The organism is Micromonospora sp. SCSIO 07396, from assembly GCF_053667945.1.
Genome location: NZ_CM132210.1, coordinates 3,787,026 through 3,805,527 on the forward strand (window position 1 = coordinate 3,787,026; position 18,502 = coordinate 3,805,527).

General features: G+C 73.7%; 14 protein-coding genes, 1 tRNA gene and 1 pseudogene. 2 read left to right on the plus strand and 14 right to left on the minus strand.

The genetic code is table 11. The annotated features are described in order from the left end of the window. Positions 1–221: 221 nt before the first annotated feature. Together ACWCHM_RS16240 and ACWCHM_RS16245 are read left to right on the plus strand one after the other, a co-directional pair. A pseudogene (locus ACWCHM_RS16240) lies at positions 222–431 on the plus strand (helix-turn-helix transcriptional regulator). Between the two features lie 3 nt (positions 432–434). Further along, the gene (locus ACWCHM_RS16245) at positions 435–1,646 is read left to right on the plus strand and encodes a tyrosine-type recombinase/integrase (RefSeq protein WP_454218940.1); all 1,212 of its coding nucleotides are present in this window, start codon (positions 435–437) and stop codon (positions 1,644–1,646) included. A gap of 115 nt (positions 1,647–1,761) precedes the next feature. On the opposite strand, the gene ACWCHM_RS16250 is transcribed toward ACWCHM_RS16245, so the two are convergent. The 14 genes from ACWCHM_RS16250 to murJ all read right to left on the minus strand — a co-directional run bounded on the left by ACWCHM_RS16250 (position 1,762) and on the right by murJ (position 18,501). Then, a tRNA-Pro gene (locus ACWCHM_RS16250) sits at positions 1,762–1,835 on the minus strand. A gap of 174 nt (positions 1,836–2,009) precedes the next feature. Then, positions 2,010–3,407: a ribosome biogenesis GTPase Der gene (gene der, locus ACWCHM_RS16255; RefSeq protein ID WP_454218941.1), complete on the minus strand. Its 1,398-nt coding sequence runs from the start codon at positions 3,405–3,407 to the stop codon at positions 2,010–2,012. Then, positions 3,404–4,084, minus strand: a complete 681-nt coding sequence (cmk, locus tag ACWCHM_RS16260) for a (d)CMP kinase (RefSeq protein WP_204962025.1) — start codon at positions 4,082–4,084, stop codon at positions 3,404–3,406. Before cmk ends, der begins: the two co-directional genes overlap by 4 nt. 186 nt (positions 4,085–4,270) lie before the next feature. Next, entirely contained in the window at positions 4,271–5,041 is a 771-nt protein-coding gene (locus ACWCHM_RS16265) for a pseudouridine synthase (RefSeq protein WP_204962026.1), read from the minus strand. After that, positions 5,028–6,011, minus strand: a complete 984-nt coding sequence (gene scpB / locus ACWCHM_RS16270) for an SMC-Scp complex subunit ScpB (RefSeq protein ID WP_454218942.1) — start codon at positions 6,009–6,011, stop codon at positions 5,028–5,030. The genes ACWCHM_RS16265 and scpB overlap by 14 nt, the downstream gene beginning before the upstream one ends. A gap of 4 nt (positions 6,012–6,015) precedes the next feature. Next, entirely contained in the window at positions 6,016–6,978 is a 963-nt protein-coding gene (locus tag ACWCHM_RS16275) for a segregation and condensation protein A (protein WP_454223091.1), read from the minus strand. A 140-nt stretch (positions 6,979–7,118) separates the two neighbouring features. Then, positions 7,119–8,042: a ParA family protein gene (locus tag ACWCHM_RS16280; protein ID WP_088644512.1), complete on the minus strand. Its 924-nt coding sequence runs from the start codon at positions 8,040–8,042 to the stop codon at positions 7,119–7,121. 171 nt (positions 8,043–8,213) lie between these two features. Next, positions 8,214–9,230 carry a site-specific tyrosine recombinase XerD gene (locus tag ACWCHM_RS16285; protein WP_454218943.1) on the minus strand — a complete coding sequence of 339 codons (1,017 nt, stop codon included), beginning with the start codon at positions 9,228–9,230 and terminating at the stop codon, positions 8,214–8,216. Between the two features lie 59 nt (positions 9,231–9,289). Beyond that, complete coding sequence (gene ald, locus ACWCHM_RS16290) at positions 9,290–10,405, minus strand: alanine dehydrogenase (RefSeq protein WP_421488795.1); 1,116 nt, start codon at positions 10,403–10,405, stop codon at positions 9,290–9,292. A 342-nt stretch (positions 10,406–10,747) separates the two neighbouring features. Further along, positions 10,748–11,353 (minus strand): NUDIX domain-containing protein, encoded by a 606-nt coding sequence (locus tag ACWCHM_RS16295; RefSeq protein ID WP_454218944.1) that lies wholly within the window; start codon positions 11,351–11,353, stop codon positions 10,748–10,750. Continuing rightward, complete coding sequence (locus ACWCHM_RS16300; protein WP_454218945.1) at positions 11,350–13,131, minus strand: CTP synthase; 1,782 nt, start codon at positions 13,129–13,131, stop codon at positions 11,350–11,352. The genes ACWCHM_RS16295 and ACWCHM_RS16300 overlap by 4 nt, the downstream gene beginning before the upstream one ends. 125 nt (positions 13,132–13,256) lie before the next feature. After that, positions 13,257–15,659: a hypothetical protein gene (locus ACWCHM_RS16305; protein WP_454218946.1), complete on the minus strand. Its 2,403-nt coding sequence runs from the start codon at positions 15,657–15,659 to the stop codon at positions 13,257–13,259. Continuing rightward, positions 15,659–16,834 (minus strand): glycosyltransferase family 4 protein, encoded by a 1,176-nt coding sequence (locus ACWCHM_RS16310; RefSeq protein WP_454218947.1) that lies wholly within the window; start codon positions 16,832–16,834, stop codon positions 15,659–15,661. The genes ACWCHM_RS16305 and ACWCHM_RS16310 overlap by 1 nt, the downstream gene beginning before the upstream one ends. Continuing rightward, positions 16,831–18,501: a murein biosynthesis integral membrane protein MurJ gene (murJ, locus tag ACWCHM_RS16315; protein WP_454218948.1), complete on the minus strand. Its 1,671-nt coding sequence runs from the start codon at positions 18,499–18,501 to the stop codon at positions 16,831–16,833. The genes ACWCHM_RS16310 and murJ overlap by 4 nt, the downstream gene beginning before the upstream one ends. Position 18,502: the final 1 nt, after the last annotated feature.

Below are 18,502 nucleotides of genomic sequence, written 5' to 3' on the forward strand. Positions count from 1 at the left end.
CGTCCACATCTGGCGCACCCCGCGGTCGTGCCTCACCACGGCAGCGCCGTCGACCCCCGCTCCCAGCCAGGCTGGGATCCTGAATGGAAGTCAGGCCCATGCACGACCATCCCCCAACCCGCTCCCGTACCGGTGCCCTCAGATGCCGCCGGCTACCGGCGACGGGCCAGCCGCGCCACATCAGGTCAGCAGCCCGATCCCGCCAACACGATGGGCCGCCAATGAGCGCTCCCGCCGTCCCCGAATGGCGGCCCGACCCGCTACTGACCATCGACGACCTCGCCGCCTGACTGGGCAAGCCCAAGAACACCCTCTACGCCTGGCACAGCCGGGGCAAGGGCCCCCGCGCCATCCGCGTCGGCAACACCCTGCGCTACCGGCGTAGCGAGGTCGAACGCTGGCTCGACGACCACACCGACTCGGAGCGGTGAGTCATGGCCCGACCCGAACTTCCCATCGGCACCTGGGGCACCATCCGTACCGAGAAGCTCGCCGCCAACCGGTTCCGCGCGCGGGCCCGGTTCCGTGACTACGACGGCAAGACCCGTGACATCGAAGCCACCGACGCCACCCGTGCCGCCGCCGAACGGGCGCTGAAGGTCAAGCTGCGTGACCGCACCACTCCCAACGACGACGAGATCACCCGGGAGACCCGCGTCAGCCGCCTGGCCGAAGTGTGGATCGAAGAGATCACCGCCGAGGAACGGATCGCACCTCAGACCATCCACCGATATGAGACCAGCGTGCGTACCGCGGTCCTGCCCGCCCTCGGCAACCTCCGCATCCGAGAGGCCAGCGTCGGGCGCCTGGACCGGTTCCTCCGCGAGATCGCCAAGGACCGCCCCGCAGCGGCCAAAGGCGTCAAGGTGGTCCTCAGCCAGATGTTCGCGCTGGCCGTCCGCCACGGAGCGATCCCCACCAACCCCGTACGCGACACCGGGCGGCTCCGCAAACCCCGCCGCACCGTCGTCGCCTTCTCCGACGAACACCTCCACGCCGTAAGAACCGCCATCCGCGACTGGCAGCGACCGGTCCTCGGCAAACCCGGACCCCGACACACCGGCGACCTGGCCGACGTCGTCGACCTCATGCTCGCCACCGGCGCACGCATCGGCGAGATCCTCGCCCTGCGCTGGGAAGACCTCGACCTCGCCACCGAACGCCCCACCCTGACGATCTGCGGCACCCTCGTCTTCGTCAAAAGCCAGGGAATCTTCCGTCAACCCTGGACCAAGAGCGACGCCGGCTACCGGAGGATCGTCCTGCCCCGCTTCGCCGTCGGCATGCTCATGGCCCGCAAACTCGACGCCCCCGACAACCCCCACGACGCGATCTTCGCGTCCCGACGCGGCACCTGGCTCTCCCCCAACAACGTCCGCCGCCAGTGGCGTCAGGCCCGCGCCGACACCGACCTCACCTGGGTCACCCCGCACACCTTCCGCAAGACCGTCGCCACCCTCATCAAGGAGGAGAGGGACACCAAGAGCGCGTCCGCGCAGCTCGGACACTCCAGCGAGGAGGTCACCGACACGTACTACATCGCCAAACCCGTCCAGGCCCCGGACGTCTCCGACATCCTCGAACGACTCGGCACCCACCGCCAGCGCCGTTCCACACCAGCAACACCAAACGATGCACATGGATGACAGAACCTGACCGCCGACCCCGGTAAACGGGGGGTTTTCGGGGGGCGGTTCAAATCTTCATAGATGAAAGCCAAAGCCCTGATCAGCGTTTCCGCTGGTCAGGGCTTTTTGTCTGTCGGGACGGCCGGATTCGAACCGACGACCCCTTGACCCCCAGTCAAGTGCGCTACCAAGCTGCGCCACGTCCCGATGCTCCCCGCGTGGTTTCCCCCGCAGCAGCCGGTACAGCTTAGCGCAGGATCTTCGCACCGCGCGCACAGCCCCCCGCCGCGTCGGTGCGCACCCCCACCACCCCTAAAGCGTCCTAGGAAAGAGGGCTGCCGTTCCCCAGAGGGAGGAGCGGCAGCCCTTGTGCGGTGGCGGTCAGCCGTGGGCCTTGCCCCGGCCGCCGGGGCCGAGCTTCTTGCGGGGGCGTACGGAGATTTCCACCGGGCTGCCCTCGAAGCCGAACTCCTCGCGGAGCTTGCGCTCGACGAAGCGCTGGTAGCCGGCGTCCAGTGGGGCGGTGGTGAACAGCACGAACCGCGGCGGGGAGACACCCGCCTGGGTGGCGAAGAGGATCTTCGGGGCCCGGCCGCCGCGCACCGGGTGCGGGGTGGCCTGTACCAGGGCGGTGAGCCACTGGTTGAGCTGTGCCGTGGGCACCCGGGTCTCCCAGCTCGCCAGCGCCTTGCGCAGCGCGGGGGCGAGCTTGTCGACGGCCCGACCGGTCTGCGCCGACAGGTTGAGCCGGATCGCCCAGGGGATGCGGCGCAGCTCCCGGTCGATCTCCTTGTCCAGGTAGTACCGGCGGTCGGCGTCGACCAGGTCCCACTTGTTGAAGGCGATCACCAGGGCCCGGCCGGCCTCGACGACCATGGTCAGGATCCGCTGGTCCTGCTCGCTGATCGGCTCGCTGGAGTCGAGCAGCACCACCGCCACCTCGGCCGCCTCGATCGCCCCAGCGGTACGCAGGCTGGCGTAGTACTCGGTGCCGCTGGCCTTGCCGACCCGCTTGCGTAGCCCGGCGGTGTCGACCAGTTGCCAGGTTTCGCCGCCGATCTCGACGAGGCTGTCCACCGGGTCGACGGTGGTGCCGGCGACCGAGTCGACGACCGCCCGTTCCTCCCCGGAGAACCGGTTGAGCAGGCTGGACTTGCCGACGTTGGGCCGGCCGACCAGCGCCACCCGGCGGGGGCCGCGCGGCCGGTTCTCGACAATCTTGGGGGCCTCGGGCAGGGCGTCGAGGATCGCGTCGAGCAGTTCCCCGGCGCCCCGGCCGTGCAGGGCGGAGATCGGGTGCGGCTCGCCGAGCCCCAGCGACCACAGCGAGGTAGCCTCCAACTCGATCGCGCTGTTGTCGGTCTTGTTGGCCACCAGGATCACCGGCTTGGCGCTGCGCCGCAGCATCTTCACCGCGGCCTCGTCCACGTCGGTCGCGCCGACCATCGCGTCGACCACGAAGATGACCACGTCGGCGGTGACCACCGCCGTCTCGGCCTGCGCGGCGATCGCCGCCGCCCGGTCCTTCGCGTCCGGCTCCCAACCGCCGGTGTCCACCACCGTGAACGTCCGGCCGTTCCACTGCGCGTCGTACGGCACCCGGTCCCGGGTCACCCCGGGGGTGTCCTCCACCACCGCCTGCCGGCGACCGATGAGCCGGTTGACCAGCGTCGACTTGCCCACGTTGGGGCGGCCCACCACGGCCACCACCGGCTGCGGACCGGTCGGCTCGTCGGCTTCGACGTCCGGTTCGCGCAGCTCCACCCAGCCGTCGCTCATGCCACTCCCCGCTCGGTGAGCAGCCCACGCAGCAGGTCGACGACCTCGTCGATGCCCAGCTCGGTGGTGTCCAGTTCGACGGCGTCGGCGGACTGCCGCAGCGGGTCGACCGTGCGGGTGGAGTCGAGGCGGTCCCGGCGGGCCAGGTCGGCGGCGGTCGCCGCGACGTCGACGGCGTCCTCGGCACTGCGCCGCCGGGCCCGGGCCGCCTCGGAGGCGGTCAGGTAGACCTTCAGGTCGGCATCGGGGGCCACCACGGCACCGATGTCCCGCCCCTCGACGACGATCCGGCCGGCATGGGTGATCAGTTCCCGCTGCCGGGCCACCAGCAGCGCCCGCACCGCCGGGACGGCGGCCACCGCGGAGACCGCACCGGTCACCTCGGGACCCCGGATCTCCCGGTCGACGGTCACCCCGTCGACGGTCACGCCGTACCCCTGGGGGTCGGTGCCGATGCGCAGCTCGACCTCCTCGGCGACCTTGCCCACCGCGGCGGCGTCGGCCAGGTCGACGCCGGAACGCAGCACCGCCCAGGTGATCGCCCGGTACATCGCACCGGTGTCCAGGTAGCGGGCACCGAGGCCGGCGGCGAGCCGCCGCGAGACGGTGGACTTACCCGAACCGGACGGCCCGTCCACAGCGACCACGCAGCGCCCGGCCCGTACGTTTTCCTCCACCGTTGTCCTCCTCAGCCCGTATCTCGCGGGTCGTCGGTCGTCCCGACGCCGTTGAGCGGTCGTCCATCGTCGTCAATCATGCCCGCGCCTCGCGGGTGTCTCCGCGCCGCCGGGGCGGCGCACGCCACCACGCGGCCCGCGGGCCGCGTGGAAGCCTACCGGCACGCCTACCCGCTACGACTCGGGTCAGTCACCCACGGCCTTGAACAGGGCGGCGACCTCCGCGTTGGTCAACCGCCGGATCCGCCCGGTGCGCAGGTCACCGAGCTTGATCGGCCCGATCGAGGTACGCACCAGCCGGGACACCGGATGCCCGACCTCGGCCAGCAACCGCCGGACGATGTGCTTGCGTCCCTCGTGCAGGCTCAGCTCCACCTGGGCGGTTCGCCCCAGGGTGTCCACCACCTTGAACGAGTCCACCTTGACCGGCCCGTCCTCCAGCTCGACGCCGGCCAGCAGCCGCTTGCCGAGGTTACGCGGGATCGGCCCGGCAACCTCGGCCAGGTAGGTCTTGAGCACCTGGTACGACGGGTGCATCAGCTTGTGGGTCAGGGTGCCGTCGTTGGTGAGCAGCAGCAGGCCCTCGCTGTCGGCGTCGAGCCGCCCGACGTGGTAGACCCGCTGCTCGACCCGGTTGCCGATGAACTCGGCCAGCTCGTTGCGGCCCTTCTCGTCGGCCATCGTGGTGACCACCCCACGTGGCTTGTTCATCGCCACGTACACCAGGCGGTTGTCGGCCTGCAGGCGTTCCCCGTCGACGTGGATCACGGCGGTGGCGGGGTCGACCTTGTCCCCGAGCTGGGCGACCCGCCCGTTCACGGTCACCCGACGCCGGAAGATCAGATCCTCGCAGGCACGTCGGGAACCGACGCCGGCGGCGGCGAGCACCTTCTGCAGGCGCTCGGCACCCTCGTACACGGGGGCGTCGGGCTTGGGGGAACGGTTATCGCGTGGCATCGGCAAGCTCTTCTACGTCGTCGGGGAGGAACGGGGCGAGCGGGGGCAGGTCGGCGACCGAGTCCAGGCCCAGCTTCTCCAGGAACATCGTGGTGGTCCGGTAGAGGAACGCCCCACTGTCCGGTTCGGCGCCGCACTCCTCGACCAACCCTCGGGAGACCAGGGTACGGAGCACCCCGTCACAGTTGACACCCCGGATGGCCGACACCCGACCCCGGGTCACCGGCTGCTTGTAGGCGACCACCGCGAGTGTCTCCAGGGCGGCCTGGGTCAACCGGACCGACTGCCCGTCCAGCACGAACCGTTCCACGTACGCCGCGTATTCCGGCCTGGTGTACAGCCGCCATCCTCCGGCCGCCCGGCGCAGCTCGAACCCGTGCCCGGCGGCGGTGTAGCCGGCGGCGATGTCGTCGAGCACCGGCCCGATCCGTTCCGGTTTCTGCTCCAGCACCTGCGCCAGCACCAGTTCGCTGACCGGTTCGTCGACCACCAGCAGGATGGCCTCCAACGCGCCGCGCAGCTCCGCGTCGTCGAGTTCGGGTGCCGGCGGCGGGGCGACCGTCACCCGCCGTCGCCCGGCCGGCTGCCGTTTCGGTACGCCCGCAGTACCCCGCTCCCCCGCCGTCTCCGGGCCGGCGTCGCTGCCAGCCGCCCCACCGGCTGTGGTCACGGCGGCTGTGGTCACGTCCTCGTCGGGTCCGGGTTCGGGTGTCCCGTCGGTAGCAGGCTCGGGACCGGCCGTCCCGGCGTCGGCGGTCTCGCCGTCGGCTGCTTCGGCGTCGGCTGCGGGTGGTGCCGCCGCAGCGGGGAGTTCGTCGACGGTGTCCGTTGCCGACGAGACGGAAGCGTCCTCGGCCCCGGAGTCAGGCGCGCCGGGTGCGGGTTTGCGCTGCGGGGCGGGACGCTCCCACGGGGGGATCCAGGCGGCGGCCTGGTCGGCAAGCGAGTCCTGCCGCTCCTCGTCGCTCATCACGTCACTCCTGCATCGATGCGGGCTCGTCCACCGTCCCGGCCGACGCCGGGTCAGCGGACACCGGGCCGGCACGCACCGGGGCGGTGGGGGCGGCCGGGGCGGGGTCCGCCACGGCGGGCGCGGCACCGGCCGGGTCGGGGTCGGCGGGGCTGCCGGCGTACTCGTCGACGTGCAGTTCGGCGCTACCGTCGGCGGGGCCGGTCCAGCGCACCGTCAACTCCTCCAGGGCCTCCTCCTGGACGAACGCGACCAGCCCCTCCCGGTACAGCTCCAGCAGGGCCAGGAAGCGGGCCACCACCTCCAGGGTGATCGCGCAGTCGGCGCAGAGCAGGGCGAAGGTGGCCACCCCGGCCCGGCGTAGCCGCTCGGCGAGGACCGCCGCGTGTTCCCGGACGCTGACCCGGACCTGGTGCACGTGCGCGATGGACACCTCGGGCACCGGCTTCGGGGTCATCGCCCGCACGGCGAGCTTCAGCAGCCGCTGCGGGCCGATGCCGAGCACCAGGTCGGGCAGGGCCTCGGCGTAGCGGGCCTCCAGGGTCACCGCGCGCGGGTACCGCCGACCGCCGACCGCCTCCAGTTCGGCGATGTGCGCCGCCGCCTCCTTGTACGCCTTGTACTGCAACAGCCTGGCGAAGAGGAGGTCCCGCGCCTCCAGCAGGGCGAGGTCCTCCTCGTCCTCCACCTCGGCCGACGGCAGCAGCCGGGCCGCCTTCAGGTCGAGCAGGGTCGCGGCGATGAGCAGGAACTCGCTGGTCTCGTCGAGGTCCCACTCGTCGCCCATGGCGCGGATGTAGGCGATGAACTCGTCGGTGACGGTGTGCAGCGCCACCTCGGTGACGTCCAGCTTGTGTTTGCTGATCAGTTGCAGCAGCAGGTCGAACGGGCCGGTGAAGTTCGCCAGCCGGACGGTGAAGCCGCCGCTCTGCCCGGCCTGCGGCACCCCCGTCGGGTCGGTCGCCACGTCGGCGGCGACCTCGGCAGCCAGCACGGGCGGCTGCTGCGGGGTCGTCGGCGGATCCAGCGGTGGCGCGGTCACCGGACGACCGTAGTCCACGTCCCGGACGTCGTCGCCGTCCGGGACGCCCCGGCGTGCACCCCGGCCTACCGGTCGGCCTGGGCCGCGATCACCTCACGGGCCAACTGCCGGTAGTTGCGGGCCCCCGAGGAGGCCGGGTCGAGCGTCGTGATCGGGGCGCCGGCCACCGTGGACTCGGGGAACTTCACCGTCTTGGTGATGACGGTCTGGTAGACCTTGTCGCCGAATGCCTCGACCACCCGCTGGAGCACCTGCCGGCAGTGGGTGGTGCGGCTGTCGTACATGGTGGCGAGGATGCCTTCGAGTTCCAGGTCGAAGTTGAGCCGCTCGCGGACCTTGTCGATGGTGTCCAGCAGCAGCGCCACCCCGCGCAGGCTGAAGAACTCGCACTCCAGCGGGATGAGGACGCCGTGCGCGACGGTCAACGCGTTGATCGCCAACAGACCCAGCGAGGGCTGGCAGTCGATCAGGATGTAGTCGTACTCCTTGCGGATGGTCCGCAGCACCCGGGCCAGGGCCATCTCCCGGGCGACCTCGTTGACCAGCTGTATCTCGGCGGCCGACAGGTCGATGTTGGCGGGCAGCAGGTGCAGGCCGGCCACGTCCGTCTTGATCAGGACGTCCTCGGCGATGACGTCGTCCTGCATGAGCAGGTTGTAGACGGACAGGTCGAGGTTGTGCGGGTTGACCCCCAGGCCCACCGACAGGGCGCCCTGCGGGTCGAAGTCGACGAGCAGCACCTTGCGGCCGTACTCGGCCAGGGCCGCGCCCAGGTTGATGGTGGTGGTGGTCTTGCCCACGCCACCCTTCTGGTTGGCCATCGCGATGATCCGCGCCGGGCCGTGCCGGTCGGTGGGCATCGGCTCGGGGATCGGCTTGCGCATCGTGTAGGCGGCCGGATCGGCCGGGCCCAGGTCGGCGCCGAGCGACGCCTGCTGCTCACGGAGCTCCGACGTCCAGGCGTCGGCACGGTCACCGTTGCCAGCCATGTCCTCGTTGCCCCCTCCCGACGACCACCCGGCGTCGGAACACTCCGACGTCCTTCGCAGCGCCGCTGCGCACCCCGGTTGTCGCCCAGGAGGTCCGCGCCGATGCCGACTCTACGCCACCGGCGACCAGCGCGTTCGGCACCGGTCCGGCGTGTCGGGCATAGCGGCCGGTCAGCGGGCCGGCGGGGGGTCCGCGTCGCGGGCGCGGGGGTGGCTGGTGGCGTACACCTCGCGGAGCCGGTCCACGGTGACCAACGTGTACACCTGGGTGGTGGTGACCGAGGCGTGGCCGAGCAACTCCTGCACCACCCGCACGTCCGCGCCGCCGTCGAGCAGGTGGGTGGCGTAGCAGTGGCGCAGGGTGTGCGGGGAGACCGCGTGCGGCCCGTCCACCGGCAGTCCGGCCCGCCCGGCGGCCCGCCGCAGCACGGTCCACGCCCCCTGCCGGGTCAGCGGCCCGCCCCGGGCGTTGACGAACACCGTCGGGGTGCCCCGCCCGGCGGCCAGCAGCGCCGGCCGGGCCCGCACCAGGTAGGCGCGCAGCGCGTCGACGGCGTACCCGCCGATGGGCACCAGCCGGGTCCGGCCGCCCTTGCCACGCAGCAGGGCGGCGCCCTCGTCGACGGCCAGGTCGTCGACGGCGACGCCGACCGCCTCGGAGATCCGCGCGCCGGTGCCGTACAGGAACTCCAGCAGCGCCCGGTCGCGCAGGGCCAGGGCGGCCCCGTCGCCGGTGGCGGTGACCGGGCCGGCGGTCTCCAGCAGCCGGACCACGTCGTCGACCGGCAGCGCCCGGGGCAGTCGCCGGGCCGGGGTGGGTGGGCGCACGTCGCGGCTGGGGTCGTCGCCGGTCAGGCCCTCGCGGACGGCGAAGCGGTGCAGCCCACGCACGGCGGAGGCGGCCCGCGCGGCCGAGGTCACCGCGAGCGGCGGGTGGTCGTCGTCGCCGGCGCGCAGCCGGGCCAGGTGCGCCTCGACCTGCCGGGCGTCGACGGCGGCCAGGTCGGACACCCCGGCGGCGGCCAGGGTGTCCAGGTACCGTTCCAGGTCCCGCCGGTACGAGGTGAGGGTGTTCGTCGACAGTCCCCGCTCGACGGTCAGGTGGTCGAGGTAGCCGCGCACCGCTCGTCGCAGGGCCGGCGCGGGCTCCCCGCCCACCCCGGCCCCGGCAGCGCTCGCCCCCGGCACCGGGTCCCCGGCCGCGTCGGGCGGGGCGTCGGGTGCCGGGGCGTGCGTCGTCTGCCCGGTCAGGCCAGCACCTCGTCGAGCGGCAGGACAGCCATGCCGTGCGCCTCGGCGACCGGGCCGTAGACGACCTGACCGTCGTGGGTGTTCAGGCCCAGCGCCAGGGCCGGGTCGTGGCGTAACGCGTCGCGCCAGCCCTGGTTGGCCAGTTCCAGGGCGTACGGCAGGGTCACGTTGGTCAGCGCGTAGGTGCTGGTGTGCGGCACCGCGCCGGGCATGTTCGCCACGCAGTAGAAGATCGAGTCGTGCACCTGGTAGGTCGGTTCGGCGTGGGTGGTGGGGCGGGAGTCCTCGAAGCAGCCACCCTGGTCGATGGAGATGTCGACCAGCACGCTGCCCGGCTTCATCCGGGACACCAGCTCGTTGGAGATCAGCGTCGGGGCCTTCGCGCCGGGGACGAGGACCGCGCCGATGACCAGGTCCGCGTCGAGCACCGCCCGTTCGATCTCGTACGCGTTGGAGGCGACCGTCTGCAGGTGGCCCCGGTAGATGGCGTCGGCCTGCCGCAGCCGGGCCACGTTCTTGTCCAGCAGCAGCACCTCGGCCTGCAGGCCCAGCGCGATCGCGGCGGCGTTCATCCCGGACACCCCCGCGCCGATGACCACGGTCTTCGCCGCGTACACCCCGGAGACGCCGCCCATCAGGATGCCCCGTCCGCCGCCCTGCCGCTGCAGGTGGTACGCGCCGACCTGCGGGGCGAGCCGGCCGGCCACCTCGGACATCGGGGCGAGCAGCGGCAGCGACCGGTCGGGCAGCTCGACGGTCTCGTAGGCGATGCCGGTGACCTGCCGGTCGACCAGCGCGTCGGTGCACTCCTTGGACGCGGCCAGGTGCAGGTAGGTGAAGAGCACCTGGCCGGCACGCATCCGGTGGTACTCCTCGGCGATCGGCTCCTTGACCTTGAGCACCAGCTCGGCGGTGTCCCACACCTCGTCGGCGGTGCCGAGGATGGTGGCCCCGGCGGCGGTGAACTCGTCGTCGGTGAGGCTGGACCCGACGCCCGCGCCGGCCTCGACGAAGACCTGGTGACCGTGACGGACGAACTCGTTGACGCCCGCGGGCGTGATCGCCACGCGGTACTCGTGGTTCTTGACCTCGCGGGGGATTCCGACCTTCACGATGCAGACACCTTCCTCCGGGGTGCCGCACCCCGGACTGCGCGGTGCCCCGTCGGCTCCGTTGCCGACGCGGTCCACCGGTCCCGCCGGCGGCAGTCTAGGCGTGCCGCCCTCCCCCGACGGGCGGCACAGTGACAGCCGGTGCCCGATCCGCCTGACGGTGTGTCAGGCATACCGCGCGGGCCTGCCGTTCGGCGTCACACTCATCGTCGCACCGCGCGGCCCCGACCGCCGCACGGGAAACACTCCCGCAACGACGTCGTGACGCACCGCGCCGACCGGGTGGGCGCACCACGCAGGGGCCGCGCGGCGTACCGCGGCGGCCCCTGTCGGCGGACGGAGTCAGCGGTGCAGCGGGGTGTCGGCGCGGCGCAGCACCGACCAGCCGGCGTCGCGGGCCCGCGCGGCGGCCAGCAGCCCGGCCACGCACGGCCCGTTGGTGATCTCCCCGGCCAGCGCCATGCCGACGGCCTCGTCCAGGTCGATCCGGACGACCTGGAGGTCGGCCTCCTCGTCGTGCCGCTCGTGGCGCTGCCCGACGGGCACCTCGGCCAGCTCCCGGGCGAGGAACACCCGGACCACCTCGTCGGAGAAACCCGGCGAGGTGTGCACGTCGACCAGCAGGTCCCACCGGGCGGCGGTCAGGTCGGCCTCCTCGGTCAGCTCCCGGGCGGCGGCCACCGGCAGGTCCTCACCGGCGACGTCCATCAGCCCGGCGGGCAGCTCCCACAGGTGCCGTCCGACCGGCTGCCGGTACTGGCGCACCAGCACCACCTGACCGGCGTCGTCGAGGGCGACCACGGCGACCGCGCCGACGTGCCGGGCGTAGTCGCGGGTGGCGGTGCCCCCACCGGGCATGGTCACCTCGTCGGTGACCACCGTGAAGATCCGCCCGGTGTACCGCTGCACCCGGGAACGCAGCTCGTAGCGGTGCTCGACGGCGCTCACGACGCGGACGACGCCGTCGCCGTCGCGCCGTTGCGGGACGCGTTCTTCGCCGTCGGGGCCGCCTTCTTCGCCGTCTCGTTCGTCGCCGCCCCGGGCACCGGGTCGAGGTCCACCGGCAGTTGGTCGGCCTGCGAGTACGCCACGGCCGCCTTGACGAACCCGGCGAACAGCGGGTGCGGGCGGGTCGGGCGGCTCTTCAGCTCCGGGTGCGCCTGGGTGGCCACGAAGAACGGGTGCAGGCTGCGGTCCAACTCGACGAACTCGACCAGCCGGCCGTCCGGGGAGGTGCCGGAGATGTGCAGACCGGCCCTGGTGAGCTGGTCCCGGTAGGCGTTGTTCACCTCGTAGCGGTGCCGGTGCCGTTCGCTGATCTCGGTCGCGCCGTACGCCTCGGCCACGATCGACCCCTCGGCCAGCGTCGCCGGGTACGCCCCCAGCCGCATGGTGCCGCCCAGGTCACCCCGGCCGGCGACGATGTCCTGCTGGTCGGCCATGGTGGCGATGACCGGGTGCTTGGCGTCCTCGTCGAACTCCAGGGAGTTCGCCGCGTCGAGGCCGGCCAGGTGGCGGGCCACCTCGATGGTCATGCACTGCAGGCCGAGGCAGAGCCCGAGCAGCGGCACCCCGTTCTCCCGGGCGTACCGGGCGGTGCCGATCTTGCCTTCGATGCCACGGACGCCGAACCCGCCGGGGATGACGATGCCGTCCACGCCGGCCAGGGCCGACGCCGCGCCGGCCGGGGTGACACAGTCGTCGCTGGGCACCCAGCGCAGCTGCACCCGGGCCCGGTGACCGAACCCGGCGGCCCGGATCGCCTCGCTGACCGACAGGTAGGCGTCGGGCAGGTCGACGTACTTGCCGACGACCGCCACGGTGACCGTGTGGTGCGGCTGGTGCACCCGCTCCAGCAGGTCGTCCCAGCGGGTCCAGTCGACGTCCCGGAAGGACAGGCCGAGCCGGCGCACCACGTACGCGTCGAGCCCCTCGCGGTGCAGCACCTTGGGGATGTCGTAGATGCTCGGCGCGTCCGGGGCGGCGACGACCGCCTCGGCGTCCACGTCGCAGTAGAGCGACAGCTTCTGCTTCAGCTTCTCCGGGATCTCCCGGTCGCAGCGCAGCACGATCGCGTCGGGCTGAATGCCGATGTTGCGCAGCTGCGCCACCGAGTGCTGGGTCGGCTTGGTCTTCAACTCCCCCGACGGGGCGAGGTAGGGCACCAGCGACACGTGCAGGTAGAAGCAGTTGTCCCGGCCCAGGTCGTGCCGTACCTGCCGGATCGCCTCCAGGAACGGCAGCGACTCGATGTCGCCGACGGTGCCGCCGACCTCGGTGATCACCACGTCGGGGATCTGGCCGTCGGCGTCCGGGTCGGCCATGCCGACGATCCGCGCCTTGATCTCGTTGGTGATGTGCGGGATGACCTGGACGGTGTCGCCCAGGTACTCACCGCGCCGCTCCTTGGCGATCACGTCGGAGTAGATCTGGCCGGTGGTGACGTTGGCCTTGCCGGAGAGGTCCCGGTCGAGGAACCGCTCGTAGTGCCCGACGTCGAGGTCGGTCTCCGCGCCGTCCTCGGTGATGAACACCTCGCCGTGCTGGAACGGGTTCATCGTCCCGGGGTCGACGTTGAGGTAGGGGTCGAGCTTCTGCATGACCACCCGCAGCCCGCGTGCGGTGAGCAGATTGCCGAGGCTGGAGGCGGTGAGGCCCTTACCGAGCGAGGAGGCGACGCCCCCGGTGACGAAGATGTGCCGGGTCGTGCGTGCTGAAGGGGCCAAGGCCTGCTCCCGTGTCGTCCGTAGCGGTCGTGCGAACCGCCGTGCCGATCAAGTGATCACGCGATCCACGGGATTCCACGGTAACACCTCCCCCGGGGCCACCCGGCGTCGCACCCGACCTCGGGCTATCCGGTCCCGACGCCGGGCCGGCCGGCCGTCGCCCCGGTCCCGGTCGACACCTCCGGCGCGGCGGTCCGCGCCACCGGCACCCGGGTCGTGCTACGGCCTGCCGGCCGGGTCCCGACGGCCGGGCCGCCGTCGCCGTCGTCGCCCGAACCGGTCGTCCCGCCGCCGTCGGGCACCGCCGTGGTGCCGGTGCCGGTGCCGTCGCCGGGGCGGGCCGCCCCACCGTCGTCGTCGGGTCGGCCGCCGGTCGGGGCACCGCCGGACGGGCCACCACCGGGGCCGTCCGGACGCGGTTGGCCGGTGCCCGGCTGGGTGCGGTCGGTGGAGTGGTCCAGCACCCGCAGCGAGGCCAGCGCCGCCATCGGCACCACCAGCGCCCCGGCCGCCCCGGCCACGTCCAGCGCGGAACCGCCGAGCAGACCGGCGATCACCGAGGCCAGCGCCGTACCGGCCAACGCCGCCCGGATCGCCGGGTAGATGCCGAACAGCCGCATCAGCCCACCCCAGGGTTGCAGCAGCGCGAACCACACCAGCAGCACCCCGACGACCGCCAGCACCGTCAACGGGCTGTTCACCAGGGTCTGGAAGTTCGCCGTGCTGGCCCGGTGCACGGTCAACCCGCCGGTGCCCTCGCCCAGGGCGGTCAGGAACCGGCCCAGCGCCCCCCGCTCCTCCACCGGCCGACGCAGGTCCACCACCGCGAACCCGATGGTCAACGCCAACCCGGCCATGGTCGCCCAGACCAGCCGGCTGACCGTCAACCAGCCGCCGGTGCTGATCGCGGCGGCCACCGCCACCCCGGCGGTCAACGCGATCGCACCGATCGAGTCGGCCCCCAGATAGGGGCTGCCGACCACCACCACGGCCAGCCCACCCACCGCCACCACCACCATCGGCCGCCACTGCCGGCGGACCCGCTGCGCCAGCCACCCGGCGCTGAGCAGCGAACCGGCGAGGAACACCCCCAGGCCCACCGTGCCGAGGCCGGAGAACCGGCCCCCCTCCAGAGCCGAGTAACCGACCACCCCGTTGAGCTGCAACCGGGCACCGCTGAGCACGTCCGCGCCGACCACCAGGGTGGCCAGGCCGGCGACCGCGCCGAGCGGGCCGAGGGTGCGGTCGTGGCCGGGGGTGAACCGGACCAGGGCCGTCGCACCGACGATCAACGCGACGGTCACCACGGCGAAGTAGACGCCGGCGTGCCCACCCCGCCACCACGGCACCGCATCGGCGAGCAGGGCCGCGGGCACCGCCAGCGCGACGGCGATCAGCAGCAGCTCCACGGTCGCCACGATCCGCGGCGACACCGGCGGCGGACTGTGCGGGCCGGCCAGCCGCCGGGCCCGGCGCAGCAGCGGCAGCACCGCGACGGCGAGAACGATCTGGGCGGCGGCGAGCAGCCCGAAGAACCAGCCGGCCACGGCCCGCTGGGCGGCGGCCTCCCGGTCGGCGTCGGCCGGCGCGGCGATGGCACCGGCCAGGTCGTCCGGGCGACCGTCGACCTTCACCGCCGGCCGGCCCAGGAAGAGCCGTTCGGGCATCGGCCGGCCCAGCGCCGTCAACGCCGTGGGCGCGAGGTCGACCAGTTGCAGGTAGCCCTCCCGTCCGGTGCTGGCGGAGGTGAGCCAGCCGTTCTCCCAGCCCGGACCGTCGGCGACGACCACGTGCAGCCGGGCCGGCGCCTCCGTGTCGGACACCCCGGCGACCAGCACCAGGGACCGCTGCGGCCGGGCCGCCAGCACCTTCGCCAACGCCTCGTCGGCCCGTCGGGCGTCGGCCCGTCGGTCGGCCGGGTCGGTGCCGCTGACCGTGCCCAGGTCGACGATGCTCAGCACGCACGAGCCGAGCAGCCCGGACGGGTCGGCAGGCAACGCCGGGGCGTACCTGTCGACCCGGCCGAAGGGGCGGGCGGCGGCCACGGCGGCACCGGGGCCGACCGCCACCGAGCAGCGCACCGACTCCGACAACGAACCGGGCACCGTGCCCCAGGGCTGCCGGTCGGCGTTGTAGGCGACCACCCGTTCCTGGTCGGGCAGGTTGGCGCCGATCCCGTCGGGTTGCTCCACCGTCACCGCCGCCGGCGGGCACCCGCCCGGCTGACGGCTGCCGTTCCAGCCGGCGTAGCTGCCCGCGCCGAGGGTGAGCCAGCCGTCCACCGGGCAGGTCGGGCGGTGCGCGGAGCGGGTCGACAGCGACCCGATGGAACCCTGCTGCGCCATCCGCCACAGCGTCGGGGTGCTCTGCGGGTCGACGTCGGACCAGCGCAGCCCCGCCACCCCGGCCAGCACCACGTAGTCGGCGGTGCGCCGGGGTGGGCTGCTGTCGGGGCGGGCGGCCAGGGCGGTGACCCCGAGCGCCACCACGACCAGGGTGAGCAGGACCGGGGTGAATCGGCGCAGCATCAGGCGCGTCCCGTCGAGGGGGTGTCGGTGCCGGGGGCGGACGCCCCGGCGCGGCCGGCCGGGTCGGCGTCCAGCTCGGTGTAGAGGGCCCGCAGCGCGGCGACCGTGTCGGCCTCGGTGGGCCAGCTTGCCGCCCGGGTGGCACCCCGCTTCGCCAGGTCGGCGCGCAGGCTCGGGTCGTCCAGCAGCGACCGGACGGCCGCGTCGACCGCGTCGACGTCGCCGGGCGGGACCAGCGACGCGCCGTCGCCGACCAGTTCGGGCAGCCCGCCGACGGCGGTCGCCACCAGCGGTACGCCGGCCCGCAGCGCCTCCTGGGCGAACAGTTGCCGGGCCTCCCAGTCGCTGGTCACCACCGCCAGGTCGGCCCCGGCGAGCAGGTCCGCCACGTCGGTACGGTGCCCGAGCAGCGTCACCGGGGCACGCTCGGCGGAGATCCGGGCGGCCAACGGCAGGTAGGCGGGGCCACTGCCGGCGATCACCACCACCGGCGGCGGGGTGCGGGTACGCCACCGGGCGGCGGCGTCGACGAGCACGTCGTAGCGTTTCTGCGGGTGCAGCCGGCCGACGGAGAGCACCAGCGGCTGCCCGGCGGCGACACCGAACTCGGCGCGTACGGCGGCGCGACGCCGACGCGGGGCGGGCAGGGCCGGGGCGGCGACCGGGGCGAGCCGGGCGTCGGTGGCGCCCAGCGCGGCGGCCCGCTGCACCAGGTCGGTGGAGGCACCCAGGGCCACCCGGGCGGAGCGGGCGACGAGCCGTTCGGCGAGCCGGGACAGCCGCCCGCGCAGCCCGCCGGCGAGCACCGCGTTGTGCCAGGTGACCACGAGCGGCGCTGCGGGCCGGGCGAGCGCGGCGACCAGCCCGGCGCGCAGCCCGTGGGCGTGCACCACCCGCACGGGCTCACCGGCCAGCGCCCGGCGCAGCGCGGTGACCGCCCGCGCGTCGGCGGGTGTCGGGTTGGCCGAGATCTCCACCGGGGTGAACCGGGCCCCGGTGGCGGTGAAGTCGAACTGTTCGGCGGTGGCGGCCGGGCCGCAGACCAGCACCGGCTGGCCGGCCTCGACTAGCCCGCGCGCCACCGACCGGACGTGCTGGCCCACCCCGCCGGTGCTGGAGGCGAGCAGCAGCACCACCGTGCCCCGGGTGTCAGGGGCGGACGTCGCGTCGGTCATGGGGAGAGGGTCTCCTTCCCGTCACCGGCGTCGCGCGCAACGCCGTCCTGCGGGTCACCCGCCGGTCGCCGGCCGCCCAGCCGACGCCGTACGCCGGTGAGCAGCGGCCCGACGTCCCGCCGGTCCACCAGCCAGGCGACGGCGAGGAACAGCGCGCCGACCACGGCCCCGGACAGCATGCCCTGCACGAGTGCCCCGGCTGTCGTCGGGGTGCCGCCGCCGGCGGCCAGCCGGGCGGTGATCCCTCCGGCCGGGGCGGCGACCAGCGCCGCCAACAGGCCGGCGGTGGCGGCCCGGCCGGCCCCGGCCAGCGCCGCCGGCCCGGCGCTGCGGCGTACGGCGACGACCAGCAGCGCCCCGAGCAGCAGCATGCCGACGGAGTTGGCGAGGGTTACGGCGAGCACCCGGTCGGCGCGCGGCAGCAGCGCGGCGAGCGGCAGCGCGACCAGCGGCACCACCAGCCAGCCGGTGGTGATGGCGGCGGTGGCGGCCCGGGTGGCGCCCCGGGCGTAGAGGGCCCGCGACAGGGCGGCGAACAGGGCGTAGCCGACCAGGCCGGGGGCGAACCCGGCGATCGCGGCGGCGGTCGGCTCCGCGCCGAGCGGGAAGAACCGGCCGACCGGTTCGGCGGTGCCGACCAGCGCTGCCGCGCCGAGGAAGCCGAACAGCAGCACCCCCCGGGTGGTCGAGGCGACGGTGGCGCGGTAGCCGTCGTCGTCGCCGGTCGCGGCGGCGGCCGACAGACCGGGGTACGCGGCGACCGCCAGCGGCACCGCGAGCACCGCCCAGGGCAGCAGGTAGACGGTCTGGGCGAGGTTGTACACCTGCGGGGAGCCGGTCGGGCCGCCGGAGACCCGGTTGAGGATGACCACCAGGGCGAGTTGCTGGGCGGTGACGGTGACCGCCCCGGCGACGGCGAGCCCACCGACGCGGGCCCGCGCGTCGGCGGGGAACGTGTAGCCGGGCCGCCAGGTCAGCCCGAGGCGGCGCAGCGGGACCAGCAGCGACAGCGACAGCACCACCACCCCGAGGGTGGTGCCGCCGGAGAGGATCAGCTCACCACCCCGGCTCACCTGCGCGATGCTCGCGTCCCGCCCCTGGGTGACGCCGAAGACGAGGTAGACCACCACGACGGTGAGGCTGGACAGCAGCGGCGCGACGACCGGCCAGGCGAACCGGCGGTGCGCCTGGAGCACCCCGGTGAGCACGACGCCGATGCCGTAGAGCGGCAGTTGCGGGGCGAACACCCGCAGCATCCGCGCCCCGGCGGCCACCTCCGCCGGGGACCGCCCGTCGGAGATCGCCGCCATGACCGGGTCGGCGAAGAGCGCCACCAGCGCCGCCAGCGGCACCAGCAGGGTCACCGTCCAGGTCAGCAACGCCCCGGTGGTCGCGGCCACCGCCCGCCGGTCACCGGCCGCGACCGACCCGGCCAGCAGCGGTACGACCAGACTGGCCAACGCCCCACCGGCCACGATCTCGAAGATGATGTTCGGAACGGTGTTCGCGAGGACGTACATGCCGCCGAGGTCGCTGCGTTCGACGACCCAGGTGAACACGGCGGTCCGGCCGAACCCGGCGAGCCGGGCCAGGACGGTGAGCACGGCGATCAGGGCGGCGGCGCCGGCCACCCGACCGGTGCCGGCGAGGGGGGCCGGTCTGGTCACG